The sequence below is a fragment of the Leptothoe spongobia TAU-MAC 1115 genome (assembly GCF_018739885.1).
Classification (GTDB): domain Bacteria; phylum Cyanobacteriota; class Cyanobacteriia; order Phormidesmidales; family Phormidesmidaceae; genus Leptothoe; species Leptothoe spongobia.
The window spans coordinates 120,163-142,405 of record NZ_JADOES010000005.1; the positions used below are offsets into that span (position 1 = coordinate 120,163).

The window sequence follows — 22,243 nt, forward strand, 5'->3', positions numbered from 1 at the left end:
CATAAACTTTCCCGCGTTAAATTGGTGCCCATCTTTACTCTTAAAGATTGTCCGTAATGTTATCGATCAGTTGCAAAATCTGGTCTCGATCCGGCGCACTGGGACTGTAGGCTAAATACGTCTCCAAGTCACTACGAGCGGCCAACAGGTTTTGCAATTGATAATGCACCAGCCCTCGATCGCGACTGTTGCTGGGCTCATTGGGAAATAGCAGCAATAGATAGTCGAGAAATATCAGCGTATTGGATAAATCACGCCGATTTAGATAAATCAGTTTCAGATTGTTGAGTAGCCGAGCCAACAAAGCTTTGGTAGGAATCGGTGCCAGGTAGGTGGAACTCCAGGCTGCATTCACACCGTATAACCGCTGAAAGATTGCCTGACAGTCTGGTTCAAAGAGGACTTCCCCCTGATTAAACGGGTCTATATACACCTCCATATCCTCTATGGTGGGGCACACCAAAAAATGTCCTGGCATACCCACCCCTACCAGGGGAAATCCTAGACGTTGAGATACTTCCAAATAGACAAGTGCCAGGGTAATAGGAATCCCTAATCGTCTTTCTAGAACTCGATTGAGATAGCTATTGTCGGGATCGTAATAATCAATTTGGTTACCACTAAACCCCAGTTCTGTATAGAGATATTGATTGATCGCCTGGATCGTTTTCAGCGGATAAGTAGAAATGTTGGGACTAATGGCAGCAGCCAGATCATCCAGCTGTCGACAACAGGCATCAGGATCAAGCTCAGGATAAAACTCCTGCGCCGGGCAGAGAGCGGCTGCAGCCAGATCCAACGTAGGCTGGGCAATCAGATAACGAAACCGCTGTCGGGCCTGGGAAAAGCTCAGAGACATTGAATGGAACAATCAAATACAGGCTGGGTTAATGCATGGCGGCCATGGCTGATCGGAGAGTAACCCAACAAAAGACATCAGGATCAACATTTACATAGAATCTTCGCCCAAATGCGAATCCTCGCCCGAATGCGCACCATAATCACCACCGCTACCATATACCAGTGACTCTCTCCATCGTCGCCAATAGTAACCAGCCCCCTGAGGTGCGGCCGACAGCACGCGATTTAACGCACTGTAAACCGCCAAACCAAGATAATGTCCGGTCCAGTCAAAAACTGCTGGAATACCCACATGGGGCAGAATCTTGGTAATCAGCATGGGGTGATAAACCGTGGTGCGCAGTAGCGTCTTCGCCAAAGGTAAAAATTGCACCACATCTTGCAAAAACGGACGCAGCACTGGCTCCCCCAAAGCAGCCATATCTTGAAAAATAGTCGTCAGGAGGCTGTTGATCTGATTCTCATCAAGCGACTGATTGATCCCCAGGCTCATCGCCTTTTGAAACAGCCAGGTGACCGCAATATTGGGCTGGTAGGGCTGTAACCAGCCTAAAGCAGATGCACTGAGTTGATCCTGTCTCAGGGCATCATCAACGCCCTCGGTGAGACGCTCCAGGTGTCGAATCATGGCCCCAAATCCTCCAAAACTCAGAGGAGACTGGTGGCCACTGGCATCTCCCACGGCCAGTAAGCGATCCCAACCAAACCTTAGAGGGCTGTTGCGATAGGCTGGGAAGAACCCAAACAGGGCTCGCCTAACCTGAAGCTGCTCCAGGCATATCCCCTGATACTCAGGTAACAGGTCAAAGTAGTCCTCAAAAAGGTCTTCTAGACTGATCCGGTCAGGGTGAGCATCCAGATAGGTAAACAGATAGGTAGTGCGGCCATCACGGGCAGGAAATGCCTCCCAAAAATATTGACACTGGCGTTTAATCGGAGTGAATGAGGCGATCAAGTCCCCCGTTTTATTATCGTTGTAGCCAGTGGCGCAGGTCCCTACCACCAGACAAACAGCATCAGGGGATTTCCCCTGGCGCGCCTGCTGCACAATAGGTGAGAAATGCCCCATCGTATCAATCAACAGCCGAGCGGTTAGGGAACGCTCTCCAGCGGTTACGAGCACTCCATCAGGAGCCACCCGAGCAGCCGAGAATGGGGTGTGTTCTAAAAGTTCACCACCTGCAGCTAGAAAGACCTGCTTGAGCTTTTCTAGTAGGTATACTGGGTCAATACCGACATTGAGGATATCGCTTACCCAAAGATCCTCACCACCGCCAAAGCTAATGCGGGCCGGATTATATTCCGTTGCGATCGCTACATCCAATTCCGCCTCACTCAAAAGACCTAGATCAACAAACGTCCTTAACTCACTACGAGAAATATTCCATTCCTGGTCTCGCCCCTTCAGCACACCTCTTTCTAAGATCGCCACCCGCCATCCTCGACGAACCAGCGTAGCCCCCAACAAAATCCCCAAAGTGCTGCCGCAAATAATCACATCGTAGGCGTCATGCTTTCCCCCCAAAGGTTCTGCCTGAGTAGACACCACATCTGGAATCGGAATTTTGCCATGGCGATAGTGATGCCATAGAGCATCTGCCCGTTGCAGCCCCCCATAAGGATTACCAGGAAGTGATTGAAGAATCGTTCGAGTGTGAGACATAACTAAAAATGACCAGCAAAAAACCTACCGAGAAGACAGGTACCAACAAAGCTCAAGACAAACACCATGCTGTTGTGGCAGTTGAGGATAAACAGTTACGCTTTAAAACCAGGGTCATGTGTTGATTGGGGCGATCTTCTTCGAGCGTGAGGACACTAGGAGTTTCACTCACCCGAATAGCTTCAGAGACCATCTGCTACGGCTGGACGCAGTGCTAGATAGAGTGCAGGTCCCAGCAGAGGCAACAGCGAAACACTACGCCAGGCCGGAGCAGCAGCACGTCTGGCAATGTCGTCCCACAACAGTCTAGGGGTGAGTAAGGTAAGCATGCAAAAATCCAAGCTCATCACATGGATAAACTGACTGGTGAAGAACTGGTGAACAAAGTCTTGCCAGGTCTCACTACCATGACTTTGAGTGAGGCCATAGATCATCAGTAGGAGTGTCGCGATCGCAATGCCAACCCCCAATAACCTATGAGTAAGGCCCCTGAGCAAAGCACTATCTGCCACACGACAGGGGAAAGCACGGGTAGACTTTCTCAGGACCAGATAAGGCATGAGGGCAAAGGCTCCAAACCCAAAGGAACCCACCACAAATGGCCAGGCGGGTATGGACTGGTCACACCCATCACTGAGGGCCAAACTGGCATAGACAACGGGCCACAGTCCCATCAGGTTAAACAAAACAACCACAATCGGGTTGAGATCTGCCCATTGTCCAGTAGACAGCTGACGGATCACATCAAGCGTGTTGGCCGTGCTGGGTGGGGACAGTAGTACCGCATAAGCAACAAAGCCTAGCCACAGTACTGCCAGAGCCAATGATTGCCATCGTCCTGCTGAGAAAGGTTCTACAGCAATTCCATTGGGCATATTCATATAGACAGGTTGTGTTGAAAATTTAGACTTTCTTAAGTTTTAAGTTGGTATATCAACCAACGTCAACCATCCCACCTATTGTACGGGGTGCCGTCTACTCTATAAAAGAGTCACATTAAGGTCCTAACCCGCCATGAGAGTCCATGAGTTCCTGAAGCTATATGAATCAGGGCACCGAAATTTTAGGGGAGTTAACCTCAGCGGTGCTGATTTATCAAGCTGCATTCTAGTCAATGTTGACCTATCCGGAGCTAATCTCGTCGGCGTCAACTTCAATCGAGCCTTTCTCACCAAAGGTAAATTTGTTGATGCTCAGCTACAGCGGGCCAATTTACAATTTGCCAAACTCAGTGAAAGTGACTTTAGCCATGCCAACCTCACTAAGGCTCAGGCGCGTGGAGCATTTTGGATCAAATCTGAACTCTCCTATGCCCGACTTAGTGGCGCTCAGCTAGCCCATGTAAACTTTCGCCAAAGCCATTTGCACTGCGCCAATTTTTGTGGAGCGACCCTAACGGGAGTAAATCTGCGCCAGTCTCAAGTAAGCGGCGCTAATTTTGCCTGGGCAAATTTAAGTGAAGCTCGGTTATATGGAGCCAATATTGCGGCAGCACAATTCAGTGGTGTCAAGCTAGAGCACTCTCGGCTTAATGGCCTGGACTTTAGAGGTTGCGATCTAAACGGAGTTAGTTTTGCCCATGCCCATATGAAGGGGACAAACCTACAACAAGCCAACCTAACAGCGACTAATTTTTCCTATACTCAGCTGCAGCATGCCAATCTGCAACAGGCTAAACTGGTGGGAGCCAACCTAGAGCACACCCAGCTCCAACGGGCAAATCTTGTTGACGCCGATCTCCGTCGTACCAATATCGATCAGGCAAATTTAACCGGAGCCACCCTAACCAATACGCTAGTACAAGATCCTGAATTGAGAGCTGTACAAGCAAATCAAGAATCTATAACCCGAAAACCAGTGGTTATTCCCTCCCTCCATACCCAGACACCCATCGCCGCCCCCAGGTTATATATGTCGCTGTCCTCCTCTGTTCTGGTCAAATAAACCAGTTCATTTTTCAATACTTATTTTAAGTTCATCTATGGCGTCATCTTCTCAACTAGGCCTTGTACTTGTTACAGCTGCATCCGAAGCAGAAGCCCGTACCATCGCCGAACATTTGATTGACGCGCAGCTAGCCGCCTGCGTTACTCTTAATCCGGTTCAGTCTATCTATCGCTGGCAGGGAAAAACTCACCACGATTCTGAGTACCAACTCATCATCAAAACTGATCTATTACTGTTTGAACAAATTGCCGCACAAGTCACCCTACACCACAGCTATGACTTACCTGAAATCATAGCTGTACCCATGGTTGAGAGTACGGCAGGATATGGCCAATGGATAAGGGAACAGATTGGGTGAATGTGAGTGGTGAACATCTCACCACCACTCACGCTATTAAAATAACTTCGCCGTATGCTCTGCAATGTCATACTCATAGCGAGCTTTCATATTAGTCACCCCATAGAGATTAAAGGAAATTGTCGGTTCATCACCAATGGGTTCTACCTGATGAATGACACCGGGAGTAAAGCCAATAATATCCCCCGGAGCGAGGAGTTGCTCGCCAACAGATTCTAGTTTGTGAGGGTGCTCTGATGTCGGTGATCGTCGCCAGAAATGATTTTTTTCTTCGCCACCAATTAGAGCAACAATGCCCCAAGTCGCATGGTTATGAATTGTCGATACCTGACCAGGAGCCCAAGCTACCATCTGCACAGTCAGAGGAAATTCATACTCTCGGTATAAAAATTTGACCGACCATCCAGTTTTAGGTGACGGTGGATCATATTCCATCTGTAGCCAGTATGAACTCGTTAAGAGTTGACGCACAAGGGGCGTGATTTTTTGAATACGAATACTATCGTCATTCTCATCAGCCAAAATATCTTCTAAATCGGTTAAAAACCGATACATTCGATAGACACGTTCAGAGGGCTGCACGTCGGCAGTCCCAAACGTCATTCGCTGACCATCGTCGTTAATTAGCCAGTTTTGATTACTCATGGGCAGGTGCGAAAAAACAGGATCTAAGGTGTCTACTACGTCAAAGGCTTCATCTTAGATTTTCAAACATACAAAGATATGGCCATAGGCTGATACGTAGACCATTGCCCCACTGTAACAGTGTTATACGAAAGAAAAGTTTCATCTTGCAACAGCGGTGTATCCACAACGGGCATCTAGACATTAGACTTAAAGTCTTTCCCCATGACTCCAAACTGAGGACATAAGACGAGCGGATTTATTTCATCCGGCCTGGAAAAAGTTGTAGCTTGTAAAATTTGGCACAGCTGTGATGGTCGAATCAGGCGTCTTTTGTTCCATTCCTTAAATCTCAGACTGGCTTACTGATCAGTGCAAATGTGACCAGCTTTAGGGAATCTTTCAAAGAAAAATTGAATCGTTTAACACCCTCAAACGCTTTTGGTACATATGCTTAACTTCCGTTCAAAACGATGCCTCCGTCCACATTTGGTCTGGATATTGCTTGTAGTTTCTTTGGTCACTGCATGCGGTCAAGCCAACTCGCAGGTAGATTTGGACGATGAAATCAATGAGAATAGCCAAGACAGCCGTTGTGCTGATGGGTCTGTATACATTGAACGAGGCCGCTACATTGCTGGTAGCAACAAAGAAGAACGGGATTATGCATATCGTCTTTCAGCTGAGTCCTTAGCGAATACTCCCGAAGAAATCGCTGATGTGGAGACTCGTTTGCGGCAGCAGCGATGGTTTGATTTTGAACCAGATCAAAAGACCCGTCGGATGGGGGCCTTCTGTATCAATCGTGACCTGGTTACCAACGAAGAGTACCAAGAGTTTGTCCTAGCGACCGGTTATCACGAGCCCGGTATTACTGCTGAAAACTACCAGGAGCAGAATATGCTGGTGCACTCCTATCAAGAACTACGTCCCTACTTTTGGAGAAGCTACCAATTTCCTGCGGGCAAGGCCAATCATCCAGTGGTATTGGTATCCCAAAAAGATGCTTTAGCCTATGCAGCCTGGAAAAGCCAGGAAGATGGGATTGCATACCGTCTTCCCACAGCAGATGAATGGGAAAAAGCAGCTCGGGGTAATGACGGCCGCTATTTTGCCTGGGGTAACGATTGGCAAGACAAGGCCACTAATTGGCAGAAAAATGGCCCTGAGGGCACTAGCCGCACTGGCGCGTATCCCTTGAGTAAGAGCGTCTATGGTGTAGAGGATATGGCTGGCAACGTATTTGAATTTACCTCCACGGTCTATACCCAGGACAGCCAGGAACGGGCAATCATGAAAGGTTGTGCCTGGGATGATCTACCAGGCTTCTGTCGGACCGCCTATCGCCATGGTCGACCTACCACATATCGCCACATTTTGTTTGGGTTTCGTTTGGTATCGGATCCACGCTAGGAGGCTTTCCATGGAAAGCCCCTACAAACGCCCTCTACCAAGATGGGAAATGGATCAAAAACCAGGTCCATTCCCTAGACCTTCAGCTAATTAGAATATATTTCTCAGGCAAAATTAAGGTTTAACCCGCATAATGGTTTCCGGATTAATTTGTCGATTTGGTTTCGACTGCATTATTATCTGTTCAATGCTTTAAGAGGAACCCTCTAATGAAAGTTAACTACCTAGCGGCTGTAGCAGCAGCTTCTGTGTTGAGTGTTGGTGTTTTAACTGGTTGCGGTGGTGGTGCTAATCCCTGTGCAGCTGACCCCTGTGCAGCTCCTGCTGGAGAAGTTGCCCCCGATCCTTGTGCGGCTAACCCCTGTGCGGCTGACCCCTGTGCAGCTGACCCTTGTGCAGCTGATCCTTGTGCGGCTGACCCTTGTGCGGCTGACCCCTGCGCAGGTAGCTAACGCCCTCGGCGTCTAACCGACAAAGACAACAACTGGATATTTCATATGTTTAGCTCTCTGACAATGATGTTAGGGAGCTTTTGTTTTGCGCTATGTCAGGGCGGGCTATGTCAGGGCGGGCTATGCCCACCAGACAATGGGTAATGAGCTATGGCACTAAAATGGCATTCATCAGACCGATGGACGACTCCTGGCACTTAAGCTGGAATCCATAGCTATGACTTATCGATTTGGGAGCTTGCTATATGAAGGTTGCATTTATTGGCCTTGGAACTATGGGTATCCCCATGGCGATGAACTTACTCGCTGCTGGCCATCAGCTAACGGTCCATAATCGCAGTCGCGATCGCGAACTCCCCTTAGCCGAAGCCGGAGCCCAGCGAGCCGATACCCCAGCAGCAGCGGCAGCAGCGGCAGAAATCGTCATCATCTGCGTCAGCGACACCCCTGATGTAGAAGCCGTGGTCCTCGGCCCAGAGGGCATCATCTCCGGAGCACAGCCAGGCACCCTGGTCATAGACATGTCCACCATTAGCCCCACGGCCACCCGTGCCATCGCCACCCAACTAGCAGCCCAACAAATCACCATGCTTGACGCCCCTGTCTCCGGCGGCTCAGAAGGTGCTAAAAACGGCACCCTCTCCATCATGGTCGGAGGAGACGCCGAACAGTTTACCAAGGCCATGCCCGTCCTCCAGGCCATGGGTAAAACCATCACCCACGTAGGCCCCATTGGCGCTGGACAAACCACCAAAGCCATTAACCAAATTGTAGTTGCTGGGACATTTTGGGCCGTCGCTGAAGGTTTAGCCCTCGGCCTTAAAGCAGAGCTAGATATGGAAAAAGTCGTCCAAGCCGTCGGCGGTGGCGCAGCTGGGTCCTGGGCCTTCACCAACCGTTCCGGCAATATGCTCGACAATACCTATCCCCTCGGTTTTCGCATGCGTCTCCATCGCAAGGATCTCCTGATCGCCCTTCAGACCGCCAGGGAGTTAGGGCTCCCCCTACCCATGGCCGCCTACGTCGAGCAAATTGAAAGTGGCCTGATTTCTCAAGGGTTTGGGGATGAAGATATGTCGGCAATTGCCCGAAGTTTGAGGGAGATGGGAGGGATTTGAGGGAAAGGTGGCAGTGCCCACCCTACGGCACTCCAATTGTGGTGATGTAAAGCACCGCCTCATCCTCTGGAATCCCCAGGACATCATTCACCTGGTCATCAAAGAAGCCTGCAATCCCACTAACTCCCAATGCCAGCCGAGTAGCAGCCAGATTAAGCCGCTGCCCCAGATGTCCCGCATCCATATGGAGATAGCGATAAGCGCGATCGCAATGTCGCTCAATCGCCTTTTCTAAATTTGCCGTATGAATAATCGCCACACTGGCATCTCGCCCTAAATTTTGCCCCAGGCACAGATGATGTAGCTCCCGACGAAAATGCTTAAACCTAACTTGACGTAGTGTATTCGCCACCGGGTCATAGTAGTAGCACCCCGTATCCAGGTTATTCACCCCCAGCACCACAATAAACGTCTGAATTAAACTCAGATCAAAATAGTCAGGCTGAGCATCAAACCCTTGCTCGCTATAGTTTTCAGGATGATAGGTAAAATCCAGCAACTGTCGTAGCGAGTCCAGAGAAATCGACGCGCCCCGATATCGACGGGTGGAACGTCGGTGCAGCATCGCCTTGGTCAAAAACTCCAGGCCATCTCCCCAAACAATGGAAGCCACCGTTGTACTGGCATTATTTCCAAAGGGAAATCCATACTGGGAGCTGGGATACTGGGTTGGCTGAGCCAGTTGGGCCTGTTCCAGGCTTTTATCAGGCTGAGGCGTAATCCTGCTCACCTGGTGGAGTGCCCCCAGCAACTGCTCATCCTCAGGAACCGTCTCCGCCGACATCATCTGCTCATCAGACAGCTGACCATCGCTGGGGAGCACCGTACAACCACGGGACAAATTTTGCTCAACTTTGAGTAAATCTGCCAGCGCCAGCACTGCGATCGCACCCTCCTCTGCCGGGTTTAGATAGAGCAAATCATTAATCGCATCATCCACAAATCCCCCGATCAGATGGGGCCGATAATCGCACAACGAGGCCGCCAGTTCGATATTGCCCAGCAGATGCCCCGTATCCAGACATACCCGCCGATAAGCCCGAGCCTGATAGCGCCAGGCCGACCGCTGAAACACCACACTCGTAACCACTGCCAGGTGGGTATGCTCCAGGGCTGGATGCCAAAAACACGCCTCCTGCAATCGCTGCCAGGGATGATCATCCCAAAACCTCACCAGACTATGGGTTTTCACCTGATAGTTATACAAACCAGCGGGCAGCTGAGACGTCCCCCGTGAGATTAGATAAATTTCAGCCGGGTAGAGCGCCCCCGCCGATGGAGCCGAACGCAAATAGACCACATCCCCGGTAGAACTCGTAAACTTGGCTGTCAGACCATAGCTATGAAATAAAAATTGGGATAGCCGCTGCCACCATTGATCAGTTTCCCGAGCCCCGACCCCCAGATACCCCTGCAGCTCAAATCGACTACCGAGGGGATAGGTTTTATACACCTCCGGCTGCTCCGCCCAGTTCAAGGTCCCCGTAGGCAGCGCATCAGGGAAATATTTGGTGCGTTGATGGTAAAGCTGAGCGAGAGAAGGCGATGCCTCAGTCATGATTGCGGATTGAAGCTGTGAATGGGAGCAGTCGAACGAACCAACAGACAAGGACCAGGATGCCCCTGAAAACCTTAAGTGACGCTTAAGAAAGGCCTTTTTTTACGACATGTATCGTAATTTACATTTTGTAACATAACGTTCTCAAGTGCCAGGACTTCCTGGGACTACTTCCCGAGATTAGTACTATCTGGCCACGTTGAGGTCAGCCCCACCCACCGTTGGTATCTGATTAATTTTGACGTAGAAGTGTATGACAGTTGATGAATTCTTGGCAGCCTATCAAGCTGGGAAACGTAACTTTCAAGGCATTGTATTAGAGCGAGCCGATCTATTTGATTGCGATATCCGGAGTTGTGACCTTAGCCGTGCTCAGTTACAAGGAGCCTACCTACCCTATGCCAAGCTGAGTAGAGCGCGTCTAACTCAGGCCAATTTAAAGGGTGCGAATATCGGTAATGCATTTCTTCAGGCTGCTGACTTATCAGCAGCCGATTTGCAAGGAGCACTGCTATCCTTTGTAAATCTGCGGGGAGCTATCCTGCATAAGGCAAATCTCTATCAGGTCAACCTCCATGGAGCCGACCTCAGCGGTGCTGACCTCACCGGAGCCGATCTACGTCTAGCTGATCTGAGCAGAACAAAATTGTCCAATACCCTGTTCACTCAGGCTGATCTACGGGGAGTCAATCTATTTCGAGCCCAGAATGTAAATTTAATCGGAGCTATTTGCGATCGCACCACCATCGGCCCCGAGGGCTATCCCCTAGAAAATTTCGAAACGCTGTAGAGACCTTCCATGGAAGGTCTCTACAGCGTTATATCACCAACCGAACCCTCAAGTCAGGGAATCTCTCCACCAAAGACTAAAGCAAGCCGCTCCCCCTCAGGTATGCTATGAGCAGCCTAAATCACCCACCTGCCATTCCCCTGTCCCTATGACTGTGAGCGCACCATCAAAATCCGCTAACTGGCCCAAACTGGCCCTCCTGCTGATAGTGATGTGTAGCCCCATCCAGCCAGGTTTAGCCCAAACCGCCCTTAATCCGCCAGTAGACGAAGCCACCACCTCCACGGTTGTAGGCCAAAGTCCTGTGAGCCAACAACCTGAGAACAGTAGCGACCTGAGTGTCATTCTGCTGATTGGTCTGATTGGCACCCTTGTTTTGCTCCTGGGCATGGGCATGGCTATGCTCTGGGTGATGCGTCGAGCTGTAGAAACTGAGGTGACCAAGAACGTTACCAAGAATGTCCTAAGCCAGCTCAACGAAATCGAAAACCTGGAGGGCAAAATCCAGGCCGCCACCCGTAGGATTGATGGCATTCTAGCCGAAGCAGATGATCGAGCAGATGAACTCGTTGAACGATCCAGTAGTTTTCAACAGGACCTGACGACCCAGCGCCATAGTCTCACCAAGCTACTGGCCGATATCACCGATTTAAAAGCCAAAACCGCTAAAGATTGGCAAACTGAACTGGATAATGCCCTGCAGTCCCTAGGCACTAATCAAACGGCCTTTCTCCAGGAACTGGACAACCTCAAGCAAACGGCTATCCAACAGCTACAAACCCTTCAGGCAGATACCCGTCGTCAGCAGCAGTCCGTATTTCAAGGATTAGACGGCGCTCAGTCCACCCTCGACAATCACTTATCGGGACTCAAGGCCACCGCTGACCATCGTCAGGGTATTTTTCTCGATGAGCTTGAACGCAAGGAATCTATCTTCTCCGATGAAATTGGCACGCTCCAGACTGACACCCTTGAGCAGCGCGATCGCTGGTTAGAAAACCTGGCCTCCCTAGAAAAAGATATCGGCCCCCAGCTCGAAGATCTGCGCAAGTCAATGAAAAACCAGCTGGAACAGCAGCGGGACAGCATTATCAACGAAATGCAGCAGGAGCGTGGAGAATTTGCCCAGCAGATGAATGATATGCAGGTCAATGCCCTGGGTCATAAAGAACTCGCCCTGCAAACCATTGAACGCTCAGTGAGCGACCTGCAAGAGCAGTTTCAGCAACTGCGCAACGATACCGAAGGTCGCAAAGCCGACCTGATGCAGCAGCTGCGCCAGTCCACCGATGACTTTTTGACCCAGTTTGCCACCCTCAGGGTAGATGTGGAAGGTCGCAAGGGAGTGTTGCTGGGGGATATGGACCAGGTTGCCGCTGACTTTAAAAACCAGCTGGATCGGTTACAGGGAGATCTCAGTACCGAGCGCGATGAGTCATTTCGTGCCCTCCAGCAGACTGCCAATAGCTTTTCCAATCAGCTCAATCAACTCCAAAGTGAAACCGGCGACCAACAGGGACGCACAATTCAAACCCTTGAAGCTGCCGCCAGCGCCTTTACCCGCCAGCTAGCTGAATTACAGTCAGATATCACCCAGCAACAGCAGCAGTCCTTTCAAAGTTTGCGTCAGCTAGAGGGCGAATTTACCCAGCAGTTAGGCGAAGTAAGGGATGTGGTCTTTGGTCGTCGCGACTTGGTGATCGACAAGCTCGATAAATTTGACGCCAACCTGGGCGATCAGATTAGCGAATTAGCCAATGCCGCCCGTGGCCGTCAGCAAGAAGCCCAGCAGCGTTTGGTAGTCATTGCCGAGCGCTTTGCCACTGCCCTGGATGACCTCAAAACCAAGTTTGAAGGCGATCAGTCCGCCAGCGCCGCTGACCTGGAGCAGCTCAAACAGAGCTTTGCCCAGCAGCTAGAGGGATTACAAACCGAGGCCAAGGTACAAAAAGACCAGATCATGCGTCAGCTCGGCGAAGTCACCCCCGAGTATGTGGCCGACTCCTTTGTAGATACAGCCCAGACCCAGCTACAGAACCTGACCGAACGCCTATCGCGGCTACAGTCCAACCGACCTGAGTTATTTGAAACCATCGACGAACTGGTAGCTGAAGCCGAGGGACATATCAATGCAGGTAAATTGGAAGAAGCGGTGGCCACCTATGACCGCGCCTTAGCCATTCAGCCCAGTAATGCTGACCTCTGGTTAGCTCGCAGTAAGCCCCTGGGTCAGCTCAAGCGACGCGATGAGGCCCTGGCAGCCCTACAAAAGGTGATTGACCTGCAGCCCCAGCGGATAGAAGCCTGGTATCAGCGGGGGCTGGTATTACGGGAGCTCCGCCGCTATGAAGATGCCCTGGGTACCTTTGAGCGGGTGATCGACCTGGATGACACGGACCCCAGGGCATGGCTCAATAAGGGCATGGTCCTCAGCCGTCTCAAGCAGCGGGAAAAGGCCATTACCTCCTTTGATAAAGCGATTGAACTCAACCCCAGCTACCACGAAGCCTGGGTCAATCGCGGTGTCGCCTACGGTATCTTGCAACAGGCCGAAGAAGCATTTAAGTCCTTTGATCGGGCGGTCAAGATTCAAGAAAATGATGGTGTCGCCTGGTTAAACCGTGGTTTAGCGCTCCTAGATCTAGAACGATTTGAAGAGGCGGTACCGTCCTTTGAGCAAGCGACTCGGTTTAAGCCAGATTTAGTCAAAGCTTGGGACAATCGCGGACTGGCCCTGGTGAAATTGGGCCGGGACCGGGATGCGATGAAAAGTTTTGAAAAGGCTCTGGAGTTAAACCCAGGCTATGCAAAGACATACTACAATCGCGCCGTTTGTTATGCCCTCCAACGGGAGACTGACAAGTCCCTAGAGAATTTGCAAAAGGCCGTACAGATCGATCCACGCTACAAGGAAGAAGCCCAGGCAGACGAGAGTTTTGAAGACATTTGGCAGGACAACTGGTTTAAGGAACTGGTGGGGTAAGAGCCACTGGCTTCGGCTGCGCTCAACCAGCCAATTATACGCAATCCTGACTGATAGCACCCGATACCGAAGGGCACCCACAAGGGGATGCCCCTACAGAATTGTCCATTTTGAATCGGGCTTAAGGAATTCGGATTTGGGATTATACGAAATCCTGGCTGATAGCGCCCGGTGTCGCAGGGCATCCACAAGGGAGTGCCCCTACAAGATTGTCCATTTTGAATCGGGCTTAAGAAATTCGGATTTGGGATTATTTGTGTTTATCTAGCTGTCTTGTTCTTTAGACAGCTATAAAAGGAACTGGGTAATTTGCTTTAGAGTCTTATTGTTCTAGCGATCGCACCCCCACCCATGGCAAACCGCTTAAATATTCGAGATAGCAACACTCTGGGCGATGATGGTCCCATCTTTGTACTGGATTTCTTAACTGAGCAAATTACAGTGCGGGAGTTAATTCGCAGTCGAGTTTACCAAGAAGTAAAAGACTTTAATACCCAGCAACCAGAGTTCTTTAGAGGACTGGTACAGCCCACGGAGACAGAACAGATCAATATGCTAAATACAACGATTCTGGCGCATTACAAAGGGCTCGACAAATTCTGACCGCCATCCTGCTGATTCTGAATCGTAAATTAACCCTTCACGGCAGAGAATGTGATGGATTTTTTGGCTGCAGGCCAAAAGCAAGGTCTCCATGGTAGCCATTGGTATACACCGATGAAAAAGCTGGTGCAGGACTATCTCAACGACAATGATCTGACACCTGAACTGCACGCTGCTGTTGAGTCAACCTGCGATAATTTGGCTCAGGGCTATGAAAGCGATCGCAAAACCGCTAACCAGCTACGCATGTTAATCTCTGCCGAAACAAAGACCCTGAAATTCCAGGCATCGGTCCCCGGTGTGTGAAATTGGGCAATGCCTGTGTATGGGCCTTGGGACAAATACCAACGGCTGACGCCATTGGTCAGCTGGCCTTGCTCAAGGTAAACGTAAAATTTGGGACAGCTCAAAAGGGAATTGAAAAAGCACTGACGGCAGCGGCAGAGCGAGAGGGATTGCCCCGCGAAGAAATCGAAGAGTTGGCGGTACCCACCTATGGGTTGAGAGAGGTGGGCGTACGGCGGCAGTCGTTGGGAGAATTTACGACTGAGCTATTGGTAACGGGGACCAATAGTACCCTGTTGCGGTGGATTAAGGCCGATGGCAAGGTACAAAAGTCAGTGCCTAAGGCGGTAAAAGATAACTATGGAGATGAGCTGAAGGAACTGAAGCAGGCAGCAAAAGATAGTCAGAAGATGTTGCCTGCCCAAAGAGACCGAATTGAAGCGTTTTATCTGCAGCAAAAGACATGGGATTTTGCCACCTGGCAGGAACGTTATGTCAATCATCCATTGGTAGGTACTTTAGCGAGACGAATTCTCTGGCAGTTTGAGGATGAGGGGAAACATGCCGTTGGTATTTGGTTTGAAGGGGAAGATGGTCCCCCCGGCCCCCCAAGTTTGGGGGGAGAATCGGCTCAAAGTCCTCCAGATTTTGGGGATTTAGGGGGCCAACAAGGGCATCCCCATAAGACAAATCTAGTCGATCTAGCAGGGAAACCCATCGACTGGCTAACAGACAAAACTCATGTTAGTCTCTGGCATCCGATTACAGCAAAAACAGAGACCATTCAAGCCTGGCGTGAGTGGCTCGTCACCCATCAAGTCCAGCAGCCCTTTAAGCAAGCTCACCGGGAGATTTATCTACTCACCGCCGCTGAGGAAACCACTCGTGTCTATTCCAATCGGTTTGCAGCCCACATTCTCAAGCAGCATCAGTTTAATGCGCTGTGTGGTCAGCGGGGCTGGAAGAATCAACTCAGGCTAATGGTGGATGATAGCTATACTCCGGCTCGGCTGCTGTTGCCGAAATGGGATATGCGGGCGGAGTTTTGGATTGAGGGGATTGGTGATGATTATGGCACCGATACCACTGAGGCAGGGAGCTATCTTTATTTGGCGACAGACCAGGTAAGGTTTTACCCCAGCGTGGGCAATGACCCAAACTGGATGGATGGGGGCACTGAGGGACGACGACAGCATTATGACTACTGGCAGAGTTATTCGTTTGGAGAGCTGTCAATGACGGCACAGACGCGGCGACAGGTGTTGGAGAAGTTGGTGCCAAAGTTGAAGAAGATCGCAGATCGCTGTTCGTTTCAGGAACGATTTTTGGTAGTGAGGGGAGATATTCGCACCTATAAGATTCACTTGGGCAGTGGGAATATTTTGATGGAGCCGAACGATCAGTATTTGTGTATTGTGCGATCAAGGAAGGGGTTGGCGGATAAGGTGTTTTTGCCATTTGAGGGGGATAAGACCCTGGCATTGATTTTGAGTAAGGCGTTTTTGCTAGCGGCAGATACGAAAATTACAGACGAGACGATTTTGAGTCAGATTAACCCGTAGGTTGGGTTCGACTCCGCTCTCCCAAAGCTTTTTGCGATTTTACTGTCTCTCGAAACCCAACAATCGATACCCCATGCTGCATCTCCCGAAACTCAACAATCAATACCCATAATCATTGGTACATACACAATGTGAATCATGGATTGGATTTTTGCATAATGGATGGCTGTTGAAGAGGAGTTATATATCTGAAGAATTAATTGGGGAACACCTCCTATGCGAAAAAATGCATTCAGTTTACTGGTTGTTGGCACGGTCTATGGTTGCTTAAATCTAGCCACATCCCACCAGGTTCAGGCTGTTCCATTAGCCTTATCTCCCCAAACAGGACACCCCAGCAACGGCTTGCTCACGGCTGACACTGCCGGTAACTCGATAGCTGCCAGCCTGTCTGATATCGAGGCGTTGCAGTGGGCGTTGGACATTCTCAACACAGTTGACGGGTCCTTGATGAAATCGTTAATGGCAGTTGATATTGCCATTGCGTTAGACAGGCTAGACGAGCGAGAGCGGGCTTTAGCCCTGTTGGAGAAAACGCGGGAGAGTACAACTATCATTGAGCAACCTGAGGATAGGGCTACCGTACTTAACGCTGTTGCCAATGCCTATGGTCAACTACAGGAAACCGAAATAGCCTTAGTTGTTTTAGACCAAACCCTGGACATCATCGATACCATCGACATCATCACTAATCGTGATCAGGGAAGTAAAACTAGCAGCCTAACCCATGCAGCGAAGACCTACATCCAGTTAGGTGAGACTGAGTCAGCCCTCAACCTGTTAAATCAGTCCCTAGAGACTGTTGATGCTATAGACCCTCCCAGGACCGCATTTTTCAGGTTGCTAGATATTGGTCGTACCTATGGTCAGCTGGACCAGACAGACCAGGCCCTGGTTGTCTTAGGACAGGCTCTAACCCGCGCTGATCAGATTGAGCGGACTCAAGACCAATGCAGGGCATTGGCCGATGTCGCCATTGCCTACGACCAACTGGACCAGGGAGAACGGGCTCAAACAATTTTAGAAGAGGCGTTGATCATGGTTGAGGCCTTTTCTCCACCAGCCGGTGACTTTCGTGATTTTAGAGGTGACCATGCCTACGATGTCTATAATTTTGATGCTTATGCCTTGCATGTCATTGTTCAGGCGGCTAGTCAGTTGCAAGATCGGCCCAAGGGCCTAGCTGTTTTAGAAAAATCGCAGGCGGTTGCGAACTCCATGGACGATGCAGGCTCCATATTTAGAGCCTGGCATAGTATTGCTGTGGGGTATGAGCAACTTGGTGAAACAGGGCAGGCCCTGGCTGCCCTTGCTAAGGCCCTGTCAGTGGTAGGGACTGTTGATCATGATGTTTTGACTCAGGCAGATGGGTTGAGTGACATTGCCCTTGTCTATGAGCGGTTAGGTAAACGAGAACAGGCCCTGACACTATTCGACAGAGCCTCACAGGTGGCAGGCAAGATTGACTTTCTGGAGGGAAAGGTTGATGTGTTGAGTGATATTGCTCGTGGGTATAAACAGCTGGGGCAGCCGGAGAAAAGTATGGCTGTTTTGGAGCGGGCCGAAGAGGATATCGCTGTCATGGCGGTGAGGGATTCTTCGGCAGAGTTTAATGGGTGGAAGACGATTGTGGCTGCCTATATTCAGCTTGGGTATGAGGAACAGGCTCAAAGGATTTTGGAAACTCTGCTAGCTGATCTGGATACCGTTGAAAAGGATTGGGTGAAAGTTTTTGTGTTGAATAATGTTGCTAGCTCGGCGGGTGAGTTGCAGGATAGGGAAAAGGCTTTAGGGATTTTGGCAGATGTATATGTGGGCTATGGGTCGCTTGGGGAGGAGAATAGGAACTCTCTGACGATGCTGTTTATGGTGAATGCGCTGATGGAGTTGGTAGATTCGGCTAGGGTGCCGGTGTTGGTTGATTAGCTGGACGGTAGGTAAAGGGAGCAATTGGTCAATGTTATAAGGTATTTGAAAAGATTTACCCACCTTACGAGGGGGAGCTGTGTGATGTTAATGTCTCTCAAAACCAGTAATCAATACCCTTTTGGGGTTATGACAATCCATTCTGTGGGCTCAATGAGTTAACATTGAGATGTTGCAGGTAGCTCACAAATGACTCCTTCTGTTTACCGTAAGGCGATTGATCAGATTAAGTCAGTGGCTAATGATTTAGCTCTCCAGCATGATCATTAGGTAAATAATATTATGGTTGCTGCTGTCTCAAATCCTCTGACTCTAAAACAGTTTTTGGCCCTGCCAGAAATTGAGGCATCGCCTGCTTGGGAATTTATCTGCGGAGAAGTTAGTCAAAAGCCGATGCCTGGAGGTAAGCACAGTCGTTTACAGTCTCGATTAGGCGGTGCTATCAATGCTACGAATGCTGCTTATGAAGCGTTGCCGGAGCTGCGCTGTACTTTTGGTGGGCAGTCTATTGTGCCGGATTTAGTGGTTTTATCCGCCAAGGATATTCCGGTGGATGACAATGGTGATATCAGCAGCACGGGCATTGAGTTTGCGCCTCCTTGGATGATTGAGATTTTGTCACCGGAACAGAGTCAGATGAAGGTGACTCGTAAGATTTTGCATAGCCTGCGGCATGGGGGGCAATTGGGCTGGCTGATTGATCCCTATGAGCGGGTGGTGTTGGTTTATTATCCGGATTGTTTGCCGGATGAGTTGACAGGGAGTGGGATGTTGCCCTGTTTGTCGGGGGTGAGCTTGGCATTAGAGGTGGATCAGTTGTTTGGGTGGTTAAAGGTGGCTAGGGGGTGATAATCATCGCCATTTGCCAATTCATCCCCTCTCGGGAGCAATAGCACCTCTCTATTGAGAAGTGGGCAGTCCTATTAGGGAAAGGATGGAGACAAAGAAGCAAGATGTTCTTGTTTGCGTCGTAACTGCTCGTTGTAGTGATGGATGAAATACCAAATAGCGGCAATATGATTTTCGAGCTTTTTCGAAAACGATAATGTTTTGCGGACCAGTCGAGATACCCGCTGCCGGAGCGTGTTGTTAAATCGCTCAATATAACTAGTACAGCCACTATCCTTGTCCACAGGACGATGACGTTTGCTGGGTAGGGCAACGGGATAGGAACTTAACCGGTCGGTGTAAATCACGGCACATTGTCGATAGACAGGGGGTAAAGACAGCCATAAAGCCTCACCTGACTCGCCACTGCGGTCACCAATATAGGCACCGACAAGTAGCGCCCCGTACTACATGCTCACAGGTCAGAATGTATCCCGGCGCAATAAAGAAGCCTGTGCCCACTTGTCCATTTTCAGACACCGATAGCTTGACCGTACACTATTGCAATAGCTCGTCAATGCGGATTTTGGTCACAACATATCTCTATTAGGCCACACATATCCCAGGGTAGGCACAAGGCCAGACCCTACTCCGCATATCCCACAAGACCAGCCCCTACGGTTTCTCCCATTCCAACGTAATCTCCAAACTCGTCGTCGCCGATCCCTTCGCCAACGCTGCAATCAACTGCCCCTCCTGCACCTCTACCTCTACGCCAAATGTGACACTCGCCTTCGACGGTTTGGCCGCATTGATGGGTTTTGCGATCGCTTTCACAATCCCCTCAATCGACGACGTTACCGCCCCAAACGTCTGCCTTGGCCCCAGCCCGCGACCACCAGCAACATCCCGCCGTGCAGGACCATTCGCCTCAACTTTCACATACATCACCGAGCCATCTTCAAGCTCAACCGGCACCGTCTGAGTAGGAAGGTTCATAAACCACGTAAGAATCAACTTTCCTCGTTATAGCTTTCCTATCGTTGTCTGCCCAACCCATTAGCAATATTTCAGTCCTCGCCCATATGACTTAATCCAGCACAACAGCCAAAACTTATGACTTCTCCCACCAACATTTATGACTAAAGCAGCTGTAGTATCTAGAACTCATTGGTTAACCTAGAACCCATAAACTGCATCAGGCTGGAGCATGCTACTGCGATCAAAACTTGAACGACTGATCACCCTCTTGGGAATTACCGGATTTATTGTTGCCATACTTTTCAGCCAGCGAGTATTTCCTAGTGCGGCCATTGATCTAAACGTCCCTCGCCAAACGATCTATCAAACCGCTCAAACCTACCTCAAAACACAGAACCAGAACGATTTTAGCCAATACCAATCTATTCAGCGTTTTAGTGAAGATTGGATGGCATCGATTTATTTACAACAAACCCTGGGCATTGCAGACACCAATCGCCTCATCAAAGATGAAAAACTTCCCATCTACTATTGGGGTCTTCGCTGGTTTCAACCCTCTCAGCAAGAAGAATTCTATGTCTCAGTTTCCACAACCGGAGACGTTATCGGCTATCACCACACAGTACCCGAAACTGCACCAGGGGCTCAGCTCACCATAGAATCGGCCCAAACCATTGCTGAAACCTACCTCAGAAATGAACAGGGATGGAATCTGACTGACTGGGACTCTTTAGATAATTCAACGGCCCAACGACCAAATCGTACCGATCACACCTTTCAATGGAAACGCAAAGATTGGTCCCTTGATGGATCCGAACTTCGCATGTCTGTAACCGTTCAAGGAGATGAAATCGGCTCCTATGGCTATTGGCTCAAGATCCCGGAAGCCTTTGCCCGAGAATACAGAGAAACGAGAAATCTAGCCCGTTTCTTTTACGTCAACACCTCCAGCATTTTGCGTAATGGCTCCCTATGTGTTGCCTGTTTGTTTTATCTGATCGCCATAGCCCGTGGACAAATCAACTGGCGTTCAGGTTTAATCCCGGCCTTTATTGTCTTGGCGGTCAGTCTACTCTCCCAGTGGAATACACTACCCCTTGCCAAAAACTATTACAGTACAACCGAAAATTACTATCTGTTCTGGATTCAAGCAGGATTTGACAGTCTTTTTAATGCCGTTGTGCGTGCCATTCCTATTTATTTTCTATGGATAGGTGGTCAACAGCTTGCTAAGCGCGTGTGGCCCCAGCAAGATATGATTCTGCCGCGTCATCCTAATCGCATCGCGACATTTACCCAATCCTATTGGCGCGGACTCATGCTAGCGGGTATCCGCATGGCTTACATGGTGGTGTTTTACTTCATTGCGACCCACGTATTGCATGCCTGGTCGCCGATGAAGGTCGATTACAGTAACCTGTTTTCCACGCCTATACCATTTATGAGTTCATTAAGGGGCGGTATTTTACCTGCAATTGGCGAAGAACTAGAAGCTCGACTCATTGGTATTGGTATTCTCCTATTGCTCTTCCGTCATCGCTGGTTAGCCTTAATTATCCCCGGAGGTATTTGGGCATTTGCTCATTTAGGCTATGTGAGTGAGCCATTTTATTTACGTGGCATTGAGCTGTGGGTACCGGCTATTTTTTTATATGGCTTATTCTTTTTACGGTTTGGCCTATTGACAACAATGGTTGGACATTGCACATACAATAGTCTGCTAGGTGCAATGCTTTTGCTAAAAGCGCAGGACACTTATCTAGTTTTTTCAGGAATCTTAGTAATAGCCATACTGTTACTGCCCCTTGTGCCAGGACTGTGGCATCAGGGGCAACGGCCTAAGGAATGGCACGATGCTTTGCATAAAGAACGCTTACAACCAGTACCAGCGACAGCTGAAGACTATGAACAGATATGCTCTCTACCCCTAGGGAAAGTAACGTTACCAAAGCAATCAGACAATAACTGGTTTCCCTCTGACTATGAAATCATTTGTCTGAAATCGTCGGACTCTATAGAAGGTGTCAGCATTGCCAAACTTGAATCAAGCACTACAGCCGTAATTCAAACGGTCTATGTTAAACCCAAATATCGTCGTTGCTACTATGGCAGCCAGCTGATAGACGTTCTTGTCGCAAGACTCAAACAACGGGGGGTGATGCAGGTGAGTGCGATCGCAAAAACAGCCAGCCCCCAGGAAAAACGATTTTGGGCCAATCAGAATTGGAAAATCGTTCACAACGTTCTGCAAGCTAGGGGCTAGCATCTGGATAACGGGGTGGAACTTTGTT

18 protein-coding genes and 2 pseudogenes are annotated in these 22,243 nt (G+C 49.6%); 13 read left to right on the top strand and 7 right to left on the bottom strand.

The window, feature by feature from the left end; genetic code table 11:
• Nucleotides 1-40: 40 nt before the first annotated feature.
• The 3 genes from IXB50_RS04270 to IXB50_RS04280 form a co-directional block, all read right to left on the bottom strand.
• The gene (locus tag IXB50_RS04270) at nucleotides 41-859 is read right to left on the bottom strand and encodes a SirB1 family protein (RefSeq protein WP_215607702.1); all 819 of its coding nucleotides are present in this window, start codon (nucleotides 857-859) and stop codon (nucleotides 41-43) included.
• 90 nt (nucleotides 860-949) lie between these two features.
• Complete coding sequence (locus tag IXB50_RS04275) at nucleotides 950-2,524, bottom strand: FAD-dependent oxidoreductase (RefSeq protein ID WP_215607703.1); 1,575 nt, start codon at nucleotides 2,522-2,524, stop codon at nucleotides 950-952.
• A gap of 182 nt (nucleotides 2,525-2,706) precedes the next feature.
• Nucleotides 2,707-3,405: a DUF2834 domain-containing protein gene (locus tag IXB50_RS04280; protein WP_246564081.1), complete on the bottom strand. Its 699-nt coding sequence runs from the start codon at nucleotides 3,403-3,405 to the stop codon at nucleotides 2,707-2,709.
• A 133-nt stretch (nucleotides 3,406-3,538) separates the two neighbouring features.
• On the opposite strand from IXB50_RS04280, the gene IXB50_RS04285 reads away from it, so the two are divergent.
• Nucleotides 3,539-4,468, top strand: a complete 930-nt coding sequence (locus tag IXB50_RS04285; RefSeq protein WP_215607704.1) for a pentapeptide repeat-containing protein — start codon at nucleotides 3,539-3,541, stop codon at nucleotides 4,466-4,468.
• A gap of 37 nt (nucleotides 4,469-4,505) precedes the next feature.
• A complete protein-coding gene (gene cutA / locus IXB50_RS04290; protein WP_215607705.1) occupies nucleotides 4,506-4,829 on the top strand; it encodes a divalent-cation tolerance protein CutA in 324 nt (107 codons plus the stop codon).
• A gap of 36 nt (nucleotides 4,830-4,865) precedes the next feature.
• Here cutA and IXB50_RS04295 read toward each other — a convergent pair whose 3' ends face one another.
• A complete protein-coding gene (locus tag IXB50_RS04295; protein ID WP_215607706.1) occupies nucleotides 4,866-5,474 on the bottom strand; it encodes a cysteine dioxygenase family protein in 609 nt (202 codons plus the stop codon).
• Between the two features lie 495 nt (nucleotides 5,475-5,969).
• On the opposite strand from IXB50_RS04295, the gene IXB50_RS04300 reads away from it, so the two are divergent.
• From IXB50_RS04300 to IXB50_RS04310, 3 genes are all read left to right on the top strand, one after another.
• On the top strand, nucleotides 5,970-6,866 hold the full coding sequence (locus IXB50_RS04300; protein WP_246564082.1) for a formylglycine-generating enzyme family protein: 897 nt from the start codon (nucleotides 5,970-5,972) through the stop codon (nucleotides 6,864-6,866).
• Between the two features lie 209 nt (nucleotides 6,867-7,075).
• On the top strand, nucleotides 7,076-7,318 hold the full coding sequence (locus IXB50_RS04305) for a hypothetical protein (RefSeq protein WP_215607707.1): 243 nt from the start codon (nucleotides 7,076-7,078) through the stop codon (nucleotides 7,316-7,318).
• A gap of 245 nt (nucleotides 7,319-7,563) precedes the next feature.
• Nucleotides 7,564-8,436 (top strand): NAD(P)-dependent oxidoreductase, encoded by an 873-nt coding sequence (locus IXB50_RS04310; RefSeq protein ID WP_215607708.1) that lies wholly within the window; start codon nucleotides 7,564-7,566, stop codon nucleotides 8,434-8,436.
• Between the two features lie 22 nt (nucleotides 8,437-8,458).
• Here the strand turns inward: IXB50_RS04310 and IXB50_RS04315 are convergent, their stop codons facing one another.
• Nucleotides 8,459-9,994: a SagB/ThcOx family dehydrogenase gene (locus IXB50_RS04315; protein ID WP_215607709.1), complete on the bottom strand. Its 1,536-nt coding sequence runs from the start codon at nucleotides 9,992-9,994 to the stop codon at nucleotides 8,459-8,461.
• Between the two features lie 253 nt (nucleotides 9,995-10,247).
• On the opposite strand from IXB50_RS04315, the gene IXB50_RS04320 reads away from it, so the two are divergent.
• The 7 genes and pseudogenes from IXB50_RS04320 (at nucleotide 10,248) to IXB50_RS04350 (ending at nucleotide 18,992) form a co-directional block, all read left to right on the top strand.
• On the top strand, nucleotides 10,248-10,784 hold the full coding sequence (locus IXB50_RS04320; RefSeq protein WP_215607710.1) for a pentapeptide repeat-containing protein: 537 nt from the start codon (nucleotides 10,248-10,250) through the stop codon (nucleotides 10,782-10,784).
• Between the two features lie 148 nt (nucleotides 10,785-10,932).
• Entirely contained in the window at nucleotides 10,933-13,767 is a 2,835-nt protein-coding gene (locus IXB50_RS04325; RefSeq protein WP_215607711.1) for a tetratricopeptide repeat protein, read from the top strand.
• A gap of 351 nt (nucleotides 13,768-14,118) precedes the next feature.
• Nucleotides 14,119-14,370 carry a hypothetical protein gene (locus tag IXB50_RS04330; protein WP_215607712.1) on the top strand — a complete coding sequence of 84 codons (252 nt, stop codon included), beginning with the start codon at nucleotides 14,119-14,121 and terminating at the stop codon, nucleotides 14,368-14,370.
• Nucleotides 14,371-14,424: 54 nt separating this feature from the next.
• The gene (locus IXB50_RS04335; protein WP_215607713.1) at nucleotides 14,425-14,676 is read left to right on the top strand and encodes a hypothetical protein; all 252 of its coding nucleotides are present in this window, start codon (nucleotides 14,425-14,427) and stop codon (nucleotides 14,674-14,676) included.
• Nucleotides 14,652-16,217: pseudogene (locus IXB50_RS04340) on the top strand (DUF4132 domain-containing protein); the annotation flags it as partial. The gene IXB50_RS04335 and the pseudogene IXB50_RS04340, both read left to right, overlap by 25 nt.
• Before the next feature lie 216 nt (nucleotides 16,218-16,433).
• Nucleotides 16,434-18,143 (top strand): tetratricopeptide repeat protein, encoded by a 1,710-nt coding sequence (locus IXB50_RS04345; RefSeq protein ID WP_215607715.1) that lies wholly within the window; start codon nucleotides 16,434-16,436, stop codon nucleotides 18,141-18,143.
• Nucleotides 18,144-18,425: 282 nt separating this feature from the next.
• A complete protein-coding gene (locus tag IXB50_RS04350) occupies nucleotides 18,426-18,992 on the top strand; it encodes a Uma2 family endonuclease (RefSeq protein WP_215607716.1) in 567 nt (188 codons plus the stop codon).
• A 74-nt stretch (nucleotides 18,993-19,066) separates the two neighbouring features.
• On the opposite strand, the pseudogene IXB50_RS04355 reads toward IXB50_RS04350, so the two are convergent.
• A pseudogene (locus IXB50_RS04355) lies at nucleotides 19,067-19,426 on the bottom strand (IS1 family transposase); the annotation flags it as partial.
• Nucleotides 19,427-19,646: 220 nt separating this feature from the next.
• Nucleotides 19,647-19,970 carry a CU044_2847 family protein gene (locus IXB50_RS04360; RefSeq protein WP_215607717.1) on the bottom strand — a complete coding sequence of 108 codons (324 nt, stop codon included), beginning with the start codon at nucleotides 19,968-19,970 and terminating at the stop codon, nucleotides 19,647-19,649.
• Between the two features lie 211 nt (nucleotides 19,971-20,181).
• Here IXB50_RS04360 and IXB50_RS04365 point away from each other — a divergent pair, with 211 nt between their 5' ends.
• Nucleotides 20,182-22,215, top strand: a complete 2,034-nt coding sequence (locus tag IXB50_RS04365; protein WP_215607718.1) for a GNAT family N-acetyltransferase — start codon at nucleotides 20,182-20,184, stop codon at nucleotides 22,213-22,215.
• Nucleotides 22,216-22,243 lie beyond the last annotated feature (28 nt).

Bases quoted from the DNA above. Each gene is read 5' to 3' on its own strand.
- IXB50_RS04330 (WP_215607712.1), top strand. From the start codon at position 14,119: ATGGCAAACCGCTTAAATATTCGAGATAGCAACACTCTGGGCGATGAT.
- IXB50_RS04350 (WP_215607716.1), top strand. From the start codon at position 18,426: ATGGTTGCTGCTGTCTCAAATCCTCTGACTCTAAAACAGTTTTTGGCC.
- IXB50_RS04335 (WP_215607713.1), top strand. From the start codon at position 14,425: ATGGATTTTTTGGCTGCAGGCCAAAAGCAAGGTCTCCATGGTAGCCAT.
- IXB50_RS04325 (WP_215607711.1), top strand. From the start codon at position 10,933: ATGACTGTGAGCGCACCATCAAAATCCGCTAACTGGCCCAAACTGGCC.
- IXB50_RS04345 (WP_215607715.1), top strand. From the start codon at position 16,434: ATGCGAAAAAATGCATTCAGTTTACTGGTTGTTGGCACGGTCTATGGT.
- cutA (WP_215607705.1), top strand. From the start codon at position 4,506: ATGGCGTCATCTTCTCAACTAGGCCTTGTACTTGTTACAGCTGCATCC.
- IXB50_RS04305 (WP_215607707.1), top strand. From the start codon at position 7,076: ATGAAAGTTAACTACCTAGCGGCTGTAGCAGCAGCTTCTGTGTTGAGT.
- IXB50_RS04285 (WP_215607704.1), top strand. From the start codon at position 3,539: ATGAGAGTCCATGAGTTCCTGAAGCTATATGAATCAGGGCACCGAAAT.
- IXB50_RS04270 (WP_215607702.1), bottom strand. From the start codon at position 859: ATGTCTCTGAGCTTTTCCCAGGCCCGACAGCGGTTTCGTTATCTGATT.
- IXB50_RS04310 (WP_215607708.1), top strand. From the start codon at position 7,564: ATGAAGGTTGCATTTATTGGCCTTGGAACTATGGGTATCCCCATGGCG.
- IXB50_RS04315 (WP_215607709.1), bottom strand. From the start codon at position 9,994: ATGACTGAGGCATCGCCTTCTCTCGCTCAGCTTTACCATCAACGCACC.
- IXB50_RS04275 (WP_215607703.1), bottom strand. From the start codon at position 2,524: ATGTCTCACACTCGAACGATTCTTCAATCACTTCCTGGTAATCCTTAT.
- IXB50_RS04280 (WP_246564081.1), bottom strand. From the start codon at position 3,405: ATGAATATGCCCAATGGAATTGCTGTAGAACCTTTCTCAGCAGGACGA.
- IXB50_RS04295 (WP_215607706.1), bottom strand. From the start codon at position 5,474: ATGAGTAATCAAAACTGGCTAATTAACGACGATGGTCAGCGAATGACG.
- IXB50_RS04360 (WP_215607717.1), bottom strand. From the start codon at position 19,970: ATGAACCTTCCTACTCAGACGGTGCCGGTTGAGCTTGAAGATGGCTCG.
- IXB50_RS04320 (WP_215607710.1), top strand. From the start codon at position 10,248: ATGACAGTTGATGAATTCTTGGCAGCCTATCAAGCTGGGAAACGTAAC.
- IXB50_RS04365 (WP_215607718.1), top strand. From the start codon at position 20,182: ATGCTACTGCGATCAAAACTTGAACGACTGATCACCCTCTTGGGAATT.